The organism is Halomonas rhizosphaerae, assembly GCF_030010555.1.
GTDB lineage: Bacteria > Pseudomonadota > Gammaproteobacteria > Pseudomonadales > Halomonadaceae > Halomonas > Halomonas rhizosphaerae.
Genome location: NZ_JASCQP010000028.1, coordinates 1 through 15,645, shown reverse-complemented (window position 1 = coordinate 15,645; position 15,645 = coordinate 1). Strand labels below are relative to the sequence as shown.

At 63.9% G+C, this 15,645-nt stretch carries 15 protein-coding genes; 6 read left to right on the top strand and 9 right to left on the bottom strand.

Features of this window, described 5'->3' with window-relative positions; genetic code table 11:
* Nucleotides 1-115: 115 nt before the first annotated feature.
* The gene (locus QLQ83_RS12250; protein WP_282735806.1) at nucleotides 116-1,201 is read left to right on the top strand and encodes a glycosyltransferase; all 1,086 of its coding nucleotides are present in this window, start codon (nucleotides 116-118) and stop codon (nucleotides 1,199-1,201) included.
* A 27-nt stretch (nucleotides 1,202-1,228) separates the two neighbouring features.
* On the opposite strand, the gene QLQ83_RS12245 is transcribed toward QLQ83_RS12250, so the two are convergent.
* The 6 genes from QLQ83_RS12245 to QLQ83_RS12220 form a co-directional block, all read right to left on the bottom strand.
* The gene (locus QLQ83_RS12245) at nucleotides 1,229-1,354 is read right to left on the bottom strand and encodes a hypothetical protein (protein WP_282735805.1); all 126 of its coding nucleotides are present in this window, start codon (nucleotides 1,352-1,354) and stop codon (nucleotides 1,229-1,231) included.
* A 66-nt stretch (nucleotides 1,355-1,420) separates the two neighbouring features.
* Complete coding sequence (locus tag QLQ83_RS12240; RefSeq protein WP_282735804.1) at nucleotides 1,421-1,708, bottom strand: hypothetical protein; 288 nt, start codon at nucleotides 1,706-1,708, stop codon at nucleotides 1,421-1,423.
* On the bottom strand, nucleotides 1,705-2,595 hold the full coding sequence (locus QLQ83_RS12235; protein WP_282735803.1) for a hypothetical protein: 891 nt from the start codon (nucleotides 2,593-2,595) through the stop codon (nucleotides 1,705-1,707). Before QLQ83_RS12235 ends, QLQ83_RS12240 begins: the two co-directional genes overlap by 4 nt.
* Nucleotides 2,592-3,749, bottom strand: a complete 1,158-nt coding sequence (locus QLQ83_RS12230; RefSeq protein ID WP_282735802.1) for a glycosyltransferase — start codon at nucleotides 3,747-3,749, stop codon at nucleotides 2,592-2,594. Before QLQ83_RS12230 ends, QLQ83_RS12235 begins: the two co-directional genes overlap by 4 nt.
* Nucleotides 3,749-5,101, bottom strand: coding sequence for an O-antigen ligase family protein (locus QLQ83_RS12225; protein ID WP_282735801.1), 1,353 nt, complete (start codon nucleotides 5,099-5,101; stop codon nucleotides 3,749-3,751). Before QLQ83_RS12225 ends, QLQ83_RS12230 begins: the two co-directional genes overlap by 1 nt.
* A 131-nt stretch (nucleotides 5,102-5,232) precedes the next feature.
* Nucleotides 5,233-6,969, bottom strand: a complete 1,737-nt coding sequence (locus QLQ83_RS12220) for an SLC13 family permease (RefSeq protein ID WP_282735800.1) — start codon at nucleotides 6,967-6,969, stop codon at nucleotides 5,233-5,235.
* Nucleotides 6,970-7,139: 170 nt separating this feature from the next.
* On the opposite strand from QLQ83_RS12220, the gene QLQ83_RS12215 reads away from it, so the two are divergent.
* The 5 genes from QLQ83_RS12215 (at nucleotide 7,140) to cysQ (ending at nucleotide 12,212) form a co-directional block, all read left to right on the top strand.
* The gene (locus tag QLQ83_RS12215; protein WP_411971134.1) at nucleotides 7,140-7,913 is read left to right on the top strand and encodes a helix-turn-helix domain-containing protein; all 774 of its coding nucleotides are present in this window, start codon (nucleotides 7,140-7,142) and stop codon (nucleotides 7,911-7,913) included.
* A 38-nt stretch (nucleotides 7,914-7,951) separates the two neighbouring features.
* A complete protein-coding gene (gene cysD, locus QLQ83_RS12210) occupies nucleotides 7,952-8,854 on the top strand; it encodes a sulfate adenylyltransferase subunit CysD (RefSeq protein WP_282735798.1) in 903 nt (300 codons plus the stop codon).
* A 123-nt stretch (nucleotides 8,855-8,977) separates the two neighbouring features.
* A complete protein-coding gene (locus QLQ83_RS12205; protein WP_282735797.1) occupies nucleotides 8,978-9,322 on the top strand; it encodes a four helix bundle protein in 345 nt (114 codons plus the stop codon).
* Between the two features lie 72 nt (nucleotides 9,323-9,394).
* On the top strand, nucleotides 9,395-11,299 hold the full coding sequence (cysN, locus tag QLQ83_RS12200; RefSeq protein ID WP_282735796.1) for a sulfate adenylyltransferase subunit CysN: 1,905 nt from the start codon (nucleotides 9,395-9,397) through the stop codon (nucleotides 11,297-11,299).
* A 139-nt stretch (nucleotides 11,300-11,438) separates the two neighbouring features.
* Nucleotides 11,439-12,212 (top strand): 3'(2'),5'-bisphosphate nucleotidase CysQ, encoded by a 774-nt coding sequence (gene cysQ / locus QLQ83_RS12195; RefSeq protein ID WP_282735795.1) that lies wholly within the window; start codon nucleotides 11,439-11,441, stop codon nucleotides 12,210-12,212.
* 263 nt (nucleotides 12,213-12,475) lie between these two features.
* Here the strand turns inward: cysQ and galE are convergent, their stop codons facing one another.
* The 3 genes from galE to QLQ83_RS12180 form a co-directional block, all read right to left on the bottom strand.
* A complete protein-coding gene (gene galE / locus QLQ83_RS12190; RefSeq protein WP_282735794.1) occupies nucleotides 12,476-13,492 on the bottom strand; it encodes a UDP-glucose 4-epimerase GalE in 1,017 nt (338 codons plus the stop codon).
* Between the two features lie 129 nt (nucleotides 13,493-13,621).
* Complete coding sequence (locus tag QLQ83_RS12185; RefSeq protein WP_282735793.1) at nucleotides 13,622-14,902, bottom strand: sugar transferase; 1,281 nt, start codon at nucleotides 14,900-14,902, stop codon at nucleotides 13,622-13,624.
* A partial coding sequence (locus QLQ83_RS12180; protein ID WP_282735792.1) for a UDP-glucose dehydrogenase family protein occupies nucleotides 14,899-15,645 on the bottom strand: 747 nt, incomplete at its 5' end. The genes QLQ83_RS12185 and QLQ83_RS12180, both read right to left, overlap by 4 nt.

The following is a 15,645-nucleotide window of genomic DNA, read 5'->3' as shown; positions in this document are numbered from 1 at the left end:
CATCCGTTGGCGCATATCCTTACCGACTCGCTGAAGCCAAGTATTACGTCGCCCGGTGGCCTTACCTCACGCTAAGGTTACTGTTCCACCTGAAGCCCCTAGGTACCCTTTCGACATGCCGCATGTCCTCCTTGTCATCGATCAACTGGCCAGCGGCGGAGCCCCCCGTTCCGTCCTCAAGCTGACTCGTGCCCTGCTTGATAGCCATATCAGGGTGTCATTGATCTCGTTGTCGGACCGAGTAGGCCTGCCGATCCCGGAAGGCGCCGAGTGGCATGTCGTCCCCTTCACGTCAGCGAACCGCTGGGAGAAGCTTCGCCGCTACCAGCTCCATGCCAGGCGGTTCGATGACTTCCTGGCCCGCCAGGAGACGCCATTCGACCTCGTGGTCGCGAACCTGCACCAGGCACATCAGGTCGTCAGTCGATCAACACTGGCGAAGCAGGCCTGGTACTGCATCCGCTCCGACCCGTGGCAAGAGCTGCTGTCGAACAAGCGAGGCTGGCGACGGGGAATCAAGCGCCATAAGGTCCGCCGGCTCTATGACAGCAAGCGCATCATTGCCCTTTCACGCACCAACCTGGAATCGCTCGAGCGCATCGGCAGCCAGCCCCAGGCGACACGGGTCATTCCCAATGTGCTTCAGGTGGAGAACATTCACCGGCTCATGCAGGCAAGAATCGCCGAGCCAGAGCTTCAGGACACCGACTTCTGCCTCTTTGTCGGGCGTCTCAACTTCCGGCAGAAGCGCCTGGATCGCCTGCTGGAAGGCTATCTTGCCAGCGGTGTCGACCTGCCACTGGTCCTGATCGGTGACGGGGAGGACGAACGCCTCCAGCAGGAGGTGATCCGCCTGGGCTTGCAGGATCGGGTCCGGGCACTGGGGGGGCGTAACAACCCCTACCCCTATATGCGGCGAGCAAGCGTGCTCCTGCTCTCCTCGGACTATGAGGGCCTTCCCAACGTGTTGCTGGAATCCCTCGCCTGCGACACCCCGGTCGTCAGTACCGACTGCCTCTCGGGCCCGCGGGATATCCTCGTGGGCGAGCTGGCCCGGGGACTTGTCCCCCTCGAGGATACGCAGGCCTTCGGGAGAGCGATCCGCGATATCACCGACCACCCGCCCACCATCAGGCACGAGCATATTGCCCCCTACCTGCCGCAAACGGTGGCTGCCGCCTACCGGGAGCTGATGGAATAGGGACCCCAGCGGCAGATCCCCTCGCTCTCAACCATGATCGTACTGGTCATCCAGCCAGGTCGATGAGCCTGGCCGGTCATCACCCACCGTGTTGATGACGCGTGCCAGCACCCCGGCCAGCACCACACCGTCACCGAAGGGTCGGTTGACCACCGCATTTTCGACGCCCCCCGCCAGGGTTACCTGCTGGTAAAGCCGACAGCTCTTGCCCAGTACCAGTCAATCACCAATCACCACCGAGGTCGGATGGGAAAAGTGCAGCCCTGCCCCGATCACGGTCCTGGGCCCCACATAAATACCGAACCGGATCGCCAGGCCGTTGAACAGCCATCGGGCCAGCCCCCTGGCGCCGGCATGCAGCAACCACTGCGCCAACCGCAGGCGCGTCACGACCCGGCTGGCCGGCTTGCCGAAGTGCAGCTGACGGACAAGACGCCACCAGGCCCAGCGCTGCCCGGGCCTGAAGGCCTCAGCCTGAATCAATGTCTTGCAGGAGTGCAGGTTCATGGGGAAGGCCAAGTGAAGTCGTCCGGCGAGTCCAGCGGATCCAGCGCGCCGGGCTCGGTTTCCGGCGTGCATGTCGCCAACGCCGCGGTTACCTCCTCCAGGGCCGCTCTGCCGGTCGTACCCGCCGTGACCTCATGCCACCACTGCCGGTGCACGGCCTTGACGGTAACAGGTACGGAATCGAGCCCCACCCGCTGCGCCATGGCCAGACGGTGCAGGCCACGGTTGATCTTGAGCAGGCGCCCTTCCCGGGTGACCGCCACGCCCAAAGCATCCTTGCCACGCCAGGCATCGAAGCCGCGCGCGGCCATGTCGTCCATGAAGCTCAAGTACACGCCCAGATAGGCCAGGATGCGCGCTTCGCTGTCCAGCAGCACGCCCTTCTGGTGGGAGCGCCAGGGCCTGCCCGCCTCCAATTGCGCCTTGTAGTACCGAAACGCCTCGCTGCCGGTCAGGTCGTGGCGATGCTCGTCCAGGTCACTGATGAAGCGATAGCGCGACCCCTGGCGCAGGTCACCCCGCCGCAGGTCCCAGCGGCCATCCCAGATGAACGCCGTGGCCGAAGGGCGCCGATGCTTGGGCACCCCCCGCCAGTGGGTGCTGCGGATCAACTGGCGTGGGTTCACGCGGGCCACGAGCCCACTACCCAGCTCCCGCTCGATGACCCGCCGCGAGAGACCGAGCCTTTCGACCTGGGCGGCACCGGGCAGGCCGTGCGACCATGCGTTGAACAGCAACCGCTCCAGGGGGATGCCCACGAACGACTGGAAGGCATCGCGCACCGCCCATTGCAGGCGGGCCCGCTGCACGGGCCAGTACATCCGGGAATCAGCCAGCGGCGCAAACGCCGGGTCGCCTCCGGGGGGCATGGTGAGCAGCTGCCTCATGGTTCACCCTGCCCCCTCTGCGCAACGAAACGCCTCGCCACCGTCTCGGGCCGGAAGTTATCCAGCCAGCGCTCCTCGATCGGCGGCTTCTCGCCCAGCACGGCCATGCGAATACCCTCGGCAAGGCTCTCTTCATCGTGTGCCACCACAGAGCTCGCCAACTCGCCCTTGAGGATCTCGCGAATGCCCCCCGGGCAGTCCACGCTGAGCACCGGGGTGCCGCAGGCCAGTGCCTCGAACAGCACGATCCCCATGCCCTCGAAGCGCGAGCTGAGCACGAACAAGCGGGCATGGTGCATCCAGGGGTAGGGATTGGCACGCTGGCCGGCGAAGCGCACTCGCTCGGCGATTCCCAGCTCTCTCGCCAGGGCCTCGAGCCGGCCCCGTTCACGGCCATCGCCCACCAGCACCAGGGGGAGTTCAACCCCGGAACGGGCATAGGCGCGCAGCAGCAGGGCCTGGTCCTTGGCCGGCACCATGCGCGCCACGTTGACGATATAGGGCCCCTCGGGCAGGTCGGGTTCGGGCTCCCGCATCTGCCGGCGAATGCTCTCGACTGGGCAGGGGTTGACGATCACCTCGAGCGAGGCCGGCTCGAAGTGCCACACCGCCATCGCCTCCCGCACGCTCTCGGCCACCCCCTGGGTCACCGTCACCAGGTGCCGCCCCTGATAGAGACAGCGCGCGAACAGCCGGCGGCGCCAGTTGGTGTCACCCACATGCAGGATGTTCTCCAGCACGTAGCGCGCCCGGTCGTCCCGGAAGGTCCACACCAGCTCGAAGGTCCCCACGCCGCGGAAGATGATGCGGTCCACCCGCCCATGGCGGCGCTCGAAGGCCCTGAGCCAGAGCCGGAATACCAGTCCCCCCATGATGCCGGTACCAAGGAACAGCGAGCGCTTCACCACCGGGTTCACGAACAGCCGCACCAGCAGTTCCAGCACCAGGCCTACTCCCGTCAGCCGGGTCCACCAGCGCAGCGCCAGATGATGCTGCCCTACCTCGGGGTGTTCCGGCGCCAGCGGCGCCTCCATTCGCCGGAAGCTCAGCAGGTGACTCTCGTGCCCCGCCTGGGCGAAGGCATCGGCCAGGTTCACCGCCACCCGCTCCATGCCCCCCATCTTCAGCGAGCGGACCACCACCAGGGTGCGCATCAGGCCTCCCTGCGGAAGACAGGAAAGACCCGCTGGCCGCTCTCCACCTGCCAGCGCCAGATATGGGTGACCAACCCACCGGCCACCAGGTTCTGCACATAGGCGCCCGTCCAGAAGGTGCCATAGGATTCGAACTGGCTGACGATGGCGTAGAACACGAAGAAGCCCGCGCCGAACAGCGCCATGTCGCCCGGCATGATTCCCGCTCGCCAGGCCTGCCAGGTGCCCAGGCCGATCCAGGCGATCAGCGCCAGCACCACCGCCAGACCCAGCACGCCGTAACTCACCAGCAGCTCCAGAAAGGTATTGTGCAGATGGCCATAACGGTCACGCGTCGCGTCCGGCAGCCAGTCGGTGTGCTCGATGACCAGGCTGCGCCCCTCCTCGCCCCAGCCCACCAGCGGCCGCTCGGCGATCCAGTCCAGCGAGGCCCGCCAGGTCAGCAGCCGGTTGCCCACGCTGCTGTAGGGAATCGACTTCCAGTCGCCCTCCATCGCCTGGGCGATGATGCGATTCTCGGCGGCCAGGCGCTTGATCACCGGCTCATGGAAGGTCAATGCCCCGGCCACGATCACCAGGGCCGCGGCGGCCAGGCCCAGCCAGGCCTGCCGCGGCAGCCGGCGCCCTGCCCCCCACCAGGCCAACACCGGCAGCAGCGGCAGCACCACCAGCATCGCCAGCCAGACGGCACGCGTCTGGGTGACCACGATACCCACCCCGAACACCGCCAGGGCAAGCGACCACAGCAGGCGCCTCATCCAGACCAGGGCACCCTGCCCCCGCCAGCAGCGCCCGGCGAAGCACACCAGCCCGAGCAGGCCGGTGCCGAAAAACATCGCAGGGTGCTGGGCATTGCGAATATCGAAATCTACACGCATGCCCTGCAGCCCACGCTGCCACTGCTGCAGGCTGCCCTCGTGCCAGGAGACAATCACTATCAGCCCGGCGAGCCCCAGGCACCAGGCCAGCAGGGTGGCGCGCGTGCTGCCCCCCAGCCACCAGGCCAGGCCGATGAACAGGAACCACTTGGCCAGCCGGTCGACCTGGGGGTTGTCGGTCATCCAGTCGGGATGATGCAGATAACCCGCCACCCAGGAGACCACCTGCACCACCACTGCCGCCAGCAGCAGCCACAGCGCCGCGCCATTGCGGATGCCCTGCCCCCAGCGCAGCACGGCAAACAACCCCGTCAAGGCCATCAGGGTGCCGGCCTTTTCCCCGATCTCGGGGGCGACGAGGCGCAGCCCGGAATAGAGCAGCGCGCACCCAAGGCCGAGCCAACATAACCAGAGGGGGGAGGTCCAGGAGGCAGATGATCCGCCGGGGTCGAGAAGGGAAAGGGGGGGCTTCACTGCAAACGCCACTCACTAAGATTCAAGGAGGCGGCATGATGGCGGCCTCGGCGTCTGGGTGCAACCTCCCCTGCACCAGCTAAACCCAGAAGAACGAGAAACGGCGGGCGGACCATCTCTCGTGACACCACTTACTGACCTTGGAAGGGAAACACCATGGGGGTAAGCAACAGTACGGCGGAGGAATAAGTCAGGCTCACCGGCAGGCCGACCCGGAGAAAGTCGCCCATGCTGTAGCGGCCAGGGGAAAAGACCATCAGGTGGGTCTGGTAGCCGTAGGGAATGAGGAAGCAGGCGCTGGCGCCGTAGGCCACCGCCATGATGAAGGGCATGGGGTCGACGCCGAAGGCCTGGGCCGTGGTCCAGGCCACGGGGAAGGCCAGCGCCGCCGCGGCGTTGTTGGTCACCGTCTCGGTGAGCAGCAGCGTCAGGACATAGCAGCCGATGAAGGCGGCATAGACGCCATGGCCGCTGAACAGCCCCTGCATCCCCTCGGCGAGCAGGTCGGCGGCCCCGGAGGCCTCCAGCCCCTGGGCGATCGCCAGGGCCGAGCCGATGATGACCCACAGCTCGAAGGGAAAGCGGCGGCGCAGCTCGGCCGGGCTGAGCACGCGTCCGGCCAGCAGGCCTGCCATCAGCAACAGCAGGCCATGGAAGAGCGGCAGCAACTCGGCGGCGGCCAAACTGATCACGCTGATGAAGCCGGCCAGGGTCAGCCAACTCTCCACGCGGCTGAGTTGGGGACGGGTGAGGCTGCCGCTGAGCAGGTGGAAGTTGCGGTCGAGATTGCGATGCTGGCGAAAGTCGCTACCCACGGCCATCAGCAAGCAGTCGCCCGTGCGCAGGGGAATCTGCCCGAGCTGGCCTTCCAGGCGCTTGCCGCCACGACGGATGCCCACCACCCCGGCATTGAACATGCTGCGAAAGTCCACTTCCTGCAGGGTCCTGCCAGCCAGTTCGGACTCGTGGGAAATGACCACCTCGACCAGATTGGTCGCCAACAGGGCGTCAGCCTGATGACCAAACAGCTTGAGGCCCGGGAATCGTTGCAAGGCCTGGACCTTGCTTACCTCACCGGTGAATACCAGGGTATCGCCCCCTTGCAGGATCTCCTCCGGGCCCACCGGGCTGATCAACCGTCCCTCCCGCTCAATCTCCAGCAGGTAGAGCCCATCCAGGCTGCGCAGCCCATTCTCTTCGATGCTGCGTCCGACCAGCTCGGAACCCGGCTGAAGGTCAGCCGCCAGAAAATAGGAGAGCTTGTCGGCCTCTTCCTCAGGCATGCGGTGCGGCAAGGAACGGGCCCGCCACAGCAGCACCCCAAAAGTAAGCAAGGCTACCGGGATACCGACCAGGCTGAACTGGAACATGCCCAGCTCCGCACCGGTACTACTCAAGGCGAAGGAGTTCACCACCAGGTTAGTGGAGGTGCCCACCAGGGTGGTCATGCCCCCAAGGATGGAGGCATAGGACAGCGGGATCAGTAGCCGCGAGGGGGCGATTCGCTTCTGACGTGAGATGGCCCCCAGAAACGCCGCCACCACGGCGGTGTTGTTGAGAAAGGCCGATAACACGGCACTGGTGCCCATCAGGCGAGCCGTAGCACTTCCCGGCCGGCCGCGAAGCAGGCGCTGGGAAAGCCAGTCCAGCAGCGGTGTACGTTCCAGTGCAAGTGAGACCAGCAGCAACAGCATCAGCGTGGCCAAGGCCGGGTTAGCGTACTGGCGCAGCAGGGTGGCGGTGTCTACCAGGCCGAACAGCAAGTAGGCCCCGGCCAGGCTGACGAAGGCGATGGCCGGACGCACCCACCCGCTAATCAACAGGGTCAGCAGGCCGGCGATGGAGATCAGTACCGCCCAGGTCAACATGATCGCTCGTCCTTGAGGGGTCCGGGTTGGAATTCGCGGCTTGTGGGATTCTACTGGGGCTTTTATGATGATGTCGAATCAAGGGTTATCCTCTTTTCACATGTCATTATATTTTCTTTTATAGTCAACATGTTGGTGAATCATTGATCACTAAACATTTATCGCCTGAAATGCTGAACGAGCGTCGCCTGGAAGCCGTTCGGCTGCGTCTGGATGGTCATACCGTGGCTGAGGTGGCCAGGCAGACCGGGCTCTCCGCGCCCACGGTATCGGCGGCCTGGAAGGCCTTCCGGCAAGGCGGCTGGGAGGCCGTGCCGGTACGCCGGCGTGGCCGCAAGGTGGGCCAGGCTGAGCGGCTAGGTGAAGTGGCTCAGGGCACCTTGACGGCCCTGTTGGCCTCGCACCCAGAGACGACCGACCCGGCCTGGAGCAGCAGCGCCCTGGCGGATGCACTGGCGAGCGAAGGACACAGGGTATCGCCGCGAGCCATCGAGCACTGGCTTGAGGCCCAGGGCCTCAAGCCGGCCCCGCTGCCGCTGGACGGCCTGGCGCGCAGGCGCTCCACCGCCGGCCGCTGGTATCGCCAGCAGGTGCAACCAGTGCTCGAGCAGACCCATAAGGCCGGCGGAGGCAGTTGGGAGGGTGGCGTTCGCGTGGCGGTGCCGGCAAAGTCGGCAGTGGGTGCCCCCCGCCGCTACCAACTGTACCTGCACGGCAAGCGTGGCGCCCTCTACACCCGCTGCCTGGCATCACCACCCCGAGCCGACGACTACCTGGCGCTGTTCGACCGGCTCGCTGCCGAGGCCCCCGTCGCCCTGCTCTTCCGAGGCGCCTTATTTCAGGCCAGCCCGGAGATCCAGGCCTGGCTTGCGGATCACCCCGAGTTTCACCTGATCAACGTACCACCGAACCTTTCCTTGGGGTCAGACCCCAAGGGTCGCTGAGGCGGCTGCCCCCAATCACTCCTTTGCATGGATAGACGATGACGACACTCACCCATCTTCAACGGCTCGAGGCCGAGAGCATCCAGATCATGCGCGAGGTGGTCTCGGAGACCGAGAACCCGGTGATGCTCTACTCCGTCGGCAAGGACAGCGCGGTGATGCTGCACCTGGCGCGCAAGGCCTTCGCGCCCTCCCCGCCCCCCTTCCCGCTGCTGCACGTCGATACGCGCTGGAAGTTCCGGGCCATGTACGAATTCCGCGACCGCATGGCCGAAGAGATCGGCATGGACCTGATCGTGCACATCAACCCCGAGGGCGTCGAGAAGGACATCAACCCCTTCACCCACGGCTCGGCGATCCACACCGACGTGATGAAGACCGAGGGCCTCAAGCAGGCGCTGGACAAGTACGATTTCGACGCCGCCTTCGGTGGCGCGCGTCGCGACGAGGAGAAGTCCCGCGCCAAGGAGCGCATCTTCTCCTTCCGCACCTCCCAGCACCGTTGGGACCCGAAGAATCAGCGTCCGGAGCTGTGGAAGCTGTTCAATACTCGCAAGCACAAGGGCGAGTCAATTCGCGTCTTCCCGCTCTCCAATTGGACCGAGCTGGATATCTGGCAATACATCTACCTGCAGGACATTCCCATCGTGCCCCTCTACTATGCCGCCGAGCGCCCGGTGGTGGAGCGCGACGGGGCTTTGATCATGGTCGACGACGAGCGCATGCCGCTGGAGCCGGGCGAGGTGCCGATGATGCGCAAGGTGCGCTTCCGCACCCTGGGCTGCTACCCGCTGACCGGCGCCATCGAATCCGAGGCCGACACCCTGCCGGCGATCATCCAAGAGATGCTGCTGACCAATACCTCCGAGCGCCAGGGTCGGGTGATCGACCATGACAGCGCCGCATCGATGGAGAAGAAGAAGCAAGAGGGGTACTTCTAGGCGTGGAGCGCCTAGAAGAGCTGGAAGCTGGAAGAGCGGCGCTTCGCGCCTGGAAGCTGGAAGAAAACCGCATTGGCTCTTGGCCTACTCTTCAGAGGTAGCTATAGAGCTGAGGAGTTGGGGATGGATTTCGAGAAGCTTCAGGTGTGGAAGCGGTCAGCAAGACTCTCGTCGGAGCTATACAAGTCAATGCGTGATCTGCGCGATTTCGGCTTCAAGGACCAGATCACGCGCTCCGGGCTTTCGGTGCCCAGCAACATCGCGGAAGGCATGACCCGTGGCACACCAAAGGACAAGCGACATTTTCTGCTGATTGCCAAGGGATCATGCGCCGAGCTGAGAACACAGATCTACATCGGCATCGACATAGGCTACATCGACAAAGCCAGTGGTAGCCGTTGGATACAGGAAACACGGGAGATTGCCGCCATGCTCTCCGGGCTGATCGGCAAGCTCACCAACGAATGAATCGGCTGCGAGGCTGCGGGGTTGGGATTTCTTCCAGCTTCAAGCTTCCAGCTTATAGCTAAAGGGTTTGGCATGGCACATTCATCCGACATGATCGCCGAGGATATCGCGGGCTACCTCAAGTCCCACGAACACAAGGGCCTGCTCCGCTTCATCACCTGCGGCAGCGTGGACGACGGCAAGAGCACGCTGATCGGCCGCCTGCTGTTCGAGTCCAAGCTGCTGTTCGAGGACCAGCTGGCCGCCATCGAAGCAGACTCGAAGAAGTACGGCACCCAGGGTAGCGAGATGGACTTCGCCCTGCTGGTCGATGGCCTGGCCGCCGAACGCGAGCAGGGCATCACCATCGACGTGGCCTATCGCTTCTTCTCCACCGACAAGCGCAAGTTCATCGTTGCCGACACCCCGGGGCACGAGCAGTACACCCGCAACATGGTGACCGGCGCCTCCAATGCCGACGCCGCCATCCTGATGGTCGATGCCCGTCACGGCATCCTTACCCAGACCCGCCGCCACAGCTTCCTGATGTCGCTGATCGGCATGCGCCAGGTGGTAGTGGCGATCAACAAGATGGACCTGGTGGACTACTCGAAAGAGCGCTATGACGAGATCGTCGAGGAGTACCGGGCCTTCGCCAAGCAGTTAGGGCTCGAGTCGATCACCTTCATCCCCATGTCGGCGCTCAAGGGCGACAACGTCATCGAGCACGGCCACCACATGCCCTGGTACCACGGCCCCACCCTGATGGCCTACCTGGAGACCGTGGAAGTCGACGACGAGCGCCTGCAGCGCGACCCCTTCCGCCTGCCCGTGCAGTGGGTCAACCGCCCCAACCTGGATTTCCGCGGCTTCACCGGCATGGTGACCAGCGGCACGGTCAAGCCCGGCGACGCCATCCGCGTGCAGCCCTCCGGCAAGACCAGCACGGTATCGCGGATCTACACCTTCGACGGCGACCTCGACGAGGCCGTGGCCGGGCAGTCCATCACCCTGCTGCTGAACGACGAGATCGATATCTCGCGCGGCGATATCATCTCCGGCGTCGAACAGCCGAGCCAGACCGCCGACCAGTTCGAGACCACCGTGGTGTGGATGCACGAGCAGCCGCTGCTGCCCGGCCGCCCCTACCTGATGAAGCTGGGCACCCAGACCGTCTCGGCCACCGTCACCGATATCAAGTACCAGGTGAACGTGAACACCCTGGAGCACGCCGCGGCCAAGCAGCTGGACTTGAACGGCATCGGCATCTGTACGCTGAGCCTCAACAAGCCCGTGGCCTTCGATCCCTACCAGGAGAGCCAGGACACCGGCGGCTTCATCCTCATCGACCGCATGACCAACAACACGGTCGGCGCCGGCATGCTGCACTTCGCCCTGCGGCGCAGCCAGAACATCCACATGCAGCACGTGGATATCGACAAGCAGGCGCGCGCCCTCTCCAAGGCCCAGCAGCCCGCGGTGCTGTGGTTCACCGGCCTCTCCGGCGCCGGCAAGTCGACCATCGCCAACTTGGTGGAGAAGAAGCTGCACGCCGCCGGCCAGCACACCTACCTGCTGGATGGCGACAACGTGCGCCACGGCCTCAACCGCGACCTGGGCTTCACCGACGCCGATCGCGTCGAGAACATCCGCCGCGTGGGCGAGGTGGCCAGGCTGATGGTCGATGCCGGGCTGATCGTGCTGACCGCCTTCATCTCGCCCTTCCGCAGCGAGCGCCAGCTGGCCCGCGACCTGGTGGAAGAGGGCGAGTTCATCGAGGTCTTCGTCGACACCCCGCTGGATGTCGCCGAGGAGCGGGATCCCAAGGGGCTCTATCGCAAGGCGCGGCGCGGCGAGCTGAAGAACTTCACCGGCATCGACTCCGCCTACGAGCCGCCGGAAACCCCGGACCTGCACATCAAGACCCAGGCGATGAGCAGCGACGAAGCCGCCGATGCCATCATCGCGCTCCTACGCGAGCGCCAGATAGTCTCTTGAAGCTGGAAGAGTGGCGCTTCGCGCCTGGAAGCTGGAAGACTGCAGCTTTGCGGCATACCCCCTCAGCATGATGCCTTGGGGTTTCTTCCAGCTTCCGGCTTCAAGCTTCAAGCTTTAAAACCTGAAAGGAAGACAAAAGATGGATCTTGCAACACTCCTGGACCAAGCCCACGACATCGCCAAGGATGCCGGCCAGGCCATCATGGCCGTCTACGCCCGCGACTTCTCCATCGAGGAGAAAGAGGACAAGAGCCCGCTGACCGAGGCCGACAAGGCCGCCCATGATGTCATCGTCGGGGGGCTGGAAGCCCTGCCGGGCGGCATTCCGGTGCTCTCCGAGGAGAACACCGAAGGCTTCGCCGGGGCGGACGCCGAGGGTCGCTACTGGCTGGTCGACCCGCTGGACGGCACCAAGGAGTTCATCAAGCGCAACGGCGAGTTCACCGTCAATATCGCGTTGATCGAGGCCGGCAAGCCGGTGCTCGGCGTGGTCGTCGCCCCGGCGCTGGAGGTCTCCTACCTCGCCGCCGAGGGGCTGGGCGCCTTCAAGGTGGATTCCAGCGGCGAGCGTCAGCCGATCCAGGTCGCCGGCAAGCCCGCCGAGGGCACCACCTGGCGCGTGGTGGGCAGCCGCTCTCATCCCAGCCCGGATCTCGCCGAGTGGCTGGAGCAGCTTGGCAAGCACGACATGGTGCCCATGGGCAGCTCGCTGAAATTCTGTCTGATAGCAGAAGGCGCGGCGGATGTGCACCCCCGCCTCGGCCCCACCTGCCTGTGGGACACCGGCGCCGCCCAGGCGGTGGTCGAGCAGGCTGGGGGTCGCGTAGAGACACTGGTTGGTCAATCGCTCAGCTACGCTTCGCCCCAAGAGCACCTGAACCCCTACTTCATCGTGTGGGGGAGCAAACAATGATACGGCGACGCTACTAGCCGGAAAATACACCAAACATGCAGCAGGCGGCCGAGAAAAGTTATAGTTCAAGAGCTTGAGAAGGAAGTAATCACATCCGGCATCATGACGAAATTCACTAAGCCGACCGTCTTCTTCTCACGCTGTAAAGGCCCCCAGGTCACCGCCGGTTTTGACAGGCGCAATATCACCTCCGTTGGCGGTGCCCTGCTGCATCGATAACTTGATCGCGAGATAGCCCTGTCCAGTCAGCCGACACCACGTCGCTAAGTCGAAAACCCTCGTGGGTTAAGCAACTGCCAGCGCCAAGCGTCGGCCATCATCGTTTCTAGCCCCCGCTCGGCCCTCCAGCCTAGCTCGCTTGCCGCCTTCGTGGGATCGGCCCAGCATTGTGCAATATCGCCCGGACGGCGCGGCACCACGGTGTATGGAACGGGCTTGCCGGAGGCTTTCTCGAAAGCTCGGATCATCTCCATGACTGAGTACCCCCGCCCCGTGCCCAGGTTCCACACATGAGCGCCCTCGCGAGCCTGCAAGGCCTCCAGAGCGGCAAGGTGTCCTCCAGCCAGGTCCATCACATGGATGTAATCGCGTACTCCGGTTCCATCCTGCGTTGGGTAGTCATCGCCATAGATGGAGAGCTTCTCACGACGCCCCACAGCCACCTGGCTGATATAGGGCAGCAGGTTGTTGGGAATGCCCCGCGGGTCTTCGCCAATGCGGCCGCTCTCATGGGCCCCCACCGGGTTGAAGTAGCGAAGCAGCGCCACCGACCATCGGTCATCCGACACACAAAGATCCTGCATCACCCGTTCGGCCATCAGTTTGGAAGTGCCATAAGGGTTGGTCGGCTGTCCGGTGGGAAGCCCTTCGTGAACCGGCATTGTCTCGGGCTCGCCGTAGACCGTCGCCGACGAGCTGAACACCAAGCGAAACACGCCAGCGTCGGCCATGGCTTGGCACAGCTGCAAGGTACCATAGACGTTGTTCTCGTAGTAGGACAGCGGCTTTGCAACGCTCTCCCCCACCGCTTTCAGCCCAGCAAAATGGACAACGGACTCGATCTCATGGCCAGCAAACAGGCGCTCCAGCAGCACCCTGTCACGCACGTCACCTTCCACACGCATGACGCTTCGCCCTGTCAGCTGTTCGACCCGTGCCAGCGACTCAGGAGAACTGTTGCAGTAGTTGTCTAGCACAACAACATCCGCGTCGGCCTCTAGAAGGGCCAGCACGGTGTGGGAGCCAATATAGCCGGCACCGCCGGTGACCAGAATGGCCATGGCTATCCTCTTAATTTGAAAATTTCACCGCCAGTGTAAAGGCCAATCCCGCAAAGCAAAAGGCAAAAACGACAAGGCCGCCACCCAGAGCGCTCCGGCGGCCTTGTTCCAGTGAATAACAAGAGCAGTCTACCTGGCTCCGAACCCTGTCAGGATCGTCTTGAGGGTCTTGAACACGATCAGCACATCCAACCACAGCGAGAAGTGCTTGATGTAGTAGAAGTCGTGCTGCACCTTAACGCGGGTATCGTCTGCATCGCTGGCATAACCCTGTACAACCTGGGCCCAGCCGCTGATACCGGGCTTGACGACATGCCGGTAGATGTAGAACGGAATCTCTTCCTCGAACTGTTCCACGAAGGCGCGCTGCTCCGGCCGGGGGCCGATCAGGCTCATGTCGCCCTTGAGCACATTGATAAACTGCGGTAGCTCGTCCAGGCGCGACTTGCGAATGACACGCCCCACCCGCGTCACGCGCATATCGCCAGCCTGGGCGAACTGGGCCCCCTCCTTCTCGGAGTCCTCACACATGCTGCGGAACTTGTAGATGGTGTAGTTGCGGTTGCCCTGCCCCACCCGCTGTTGAGTGAACAGCACTGGCCCGGGGCTATCCACCTTTACGGCAATGGCCGTCAGCAGCATGAGGGGCAAAGTAATCGGCAAAGTCAGCAACACGGCAAACATATCAATCAGCCGCTTGAAGCCGGCATACAGCGGGTTGGGCAGCAGGGTACCAAACTCGTTTTCTGCCAGGTGATCGATCTGCACGCGGCCCGTAAGCGATTCGCTGAGCTGCTTCACGTGGTAAACGGGTATGCGATTGAGCGTGCAGCGTGCCAGAAAACGTTCCCACTCGGGGGTAAGCTCTGGCGAGCGAAGGTCGGCCACTACACCGTCATATCGCACACCTTCCAACTTGGGGCCAAGGAGCGGGCGGATATCGATACCGTTTAACGATGCCAGATTCGACGCCTCGCCCAAGGGAACCATGGCAATCTTCAATTGCCGAAAACGTCGCCCCAAAAAATAGCCGCCAAAGCACCACACCAACGTGAGCAGATACCCCTCGAACAACACCTGACGCGAGTAACCCTCACGTGTGAAAAACAGAAAAGCCACCGAGAGCATGAACATACTTGTCACGGTAGGCAATATGTATGCTGCGATATGCGCCCCTGGAAAACGCGACATGCGCCGTTGCGTCAGCACCGAGGAAATGAAAGAAAAAGCAATCGCAATCAATGTATTACTATGGGTTTCCTGCAACCGTAACCAAAACTCCCACCCCCAGCGCTCCAGACCCGGCAACAGCAGAACCACCAGGAGTCCCAACAGCTGAAACGGCAGGCCCAACAGCAGCTGTTCATACCACCGGGAGTGGCGGCGCTCGTAATGCGAAGTATCCATCATGCTTTGATTGACTCCCCCCGCCCCTCGGCGAAGTAAAGCAGCCCGGCGGCCTTGACCGCGTCCGGCTCGAAGAGGTTGCGGCCGTCGACGATCACCCCCGTGGCCAGCTGCTGCTTCAGCCAAGCGAAGTCCACGCTGCGAAACTCCTTCCACTCGGTGCAGATCACCAGGGCATCGGCGCCCTTCACCGCCTGGATGCGATCCCCCGCCAGCAGCAGGTCGTCGCGCTCGCCATAGAGCCGCCGGCACTCCTTCATCGCCTCGGGGTCGTAGGCCTGCACCTTGGCACCGGCCTCCCACAGCGCCTCCATCAGGGTACGGCTGGGCGCGTCGCGCATGTCGTCGGTGTTGGGCTTGAAGGCCAGGCCCCACAGGGCGATGGTCTTGCCGGCCAGTTCCCCCTCGAGGGCCCCGGCCAGCTTGGTGAACAGGGTCCGCTTCTGGCGCCGGTTCACGCCCTCCACCGCGGTCAGCAGCTCGGCCTGGTAGTCCACGTCACTGGCGGTGCGAGCGAGGGCCTGCACGTCCTTGGGGAAGCAGGAGCCGCCATAGCCGCAGCCCGGGTAGATGAACTGGTAGCCGATGCGCGGATCCGAGCCGATGCCGCGCCGCACCTGCTCCACGTCGGCCCCCAGCCGCTCGGCCAGATTGGCGATCTCGTTCATGAAGCTGATCTTGGTCGCCAGCATGGCGTTGGCGGCATACTTGGTCAGCTCCGCCGCCCGCACGTCCATGAACATCAG

What these genes read in the sequence shown, in the direction of transcription:
- QLQ83_RS12250 (WP_282735806.1), top strand. Translation starts at nt 116, where the DNA reads ATGCCGCATGTCCTCCTTGTCATCGATCAACTGGCCAGCGGCGGAGCC.
- QLQ83_RS12240 (WP_282735804.1), bottom strand. Translation starts at nt 1,708, where the DNA reads ATGAACCTGCACTCCTGCAAGACATTGATTCAGGCTGAGGCCTTCAGG.
- QLQ83_RS12235 (WP_282735803.1), bottom strand. Translation starts at nt 2,595, where the DNA reads ATGAGGCAGCTGCTCACCATGCCCCCCGGAGGCGACCCGGCGTTTGCG.
- QLQ83_RS12230 (WP_282735802.1), bottom strand. Translation starts at nt 3,749, where the DNA reads ATGCGCACCCTGGTGGTGGTCCGCTCGCTGAAGATGGGGGGCATGGAG.
- QLQ83_RS12220 (WP_282735800.1), bottom strand. Translation starts at nt 6,969, where the DNA reads ATGTTGACCTGGGCGGTACTGATCTCCATCGCCGGCCTGCTGACCCTG.
- QLQ83_RS12215 (WP_411971134.1), top strand. Translation starts at nt 7,140, where the DNA reads ATGCTGAACGAGCGTCGCCTGGAAGCCGTTCGGCTGCGTCTGGATGGT.
- cysD (WP_282735798.1), top strand. Translation starts at nt 7,952, where the DNA reads ATGACGACACTCACCCATCTTCAACGGCTCGAGGCCGAGAGCATCCAG.
- QLQ83_RS12205 (WP_282735797.1), top strand. Translation starts at nt 8,978, where the DNA reads ATGGATTTCGAGAAGCTTCAGGTGTGGAAGCGGTCAGCAAGACTCTCG.
- cysN (WP_282735796.1), top strand. Translation starts at nt 9,395, where the DNA reads ATGGCACATTCATCCGACATGATCGCCGAGGATATCGCGGGCTACCTC.
- cysQ (WP_282735795.1), top strand. Translation starts at nt 11,439, where the DNA reads ATGGATCTTGCAACACTCCTGGACCAAGCCCACGACATCGCCAAGGAT.
- galE (WP_282735794.1), bottom strand. Translation starts at nt 13,492, where the DNA reads ATGGCCATTCTGGTCACCGGCGGTGCCGGCTATATTGGCTCCCACACC.
- QLQ83_RS12185 (WP_282735793.1), bottom strand. Translation starts at nt 14,902, where the DNA reads ATGATGGATACTTCGCATTACGAGCGCCGCCACTCCCGGTGGTATGAA.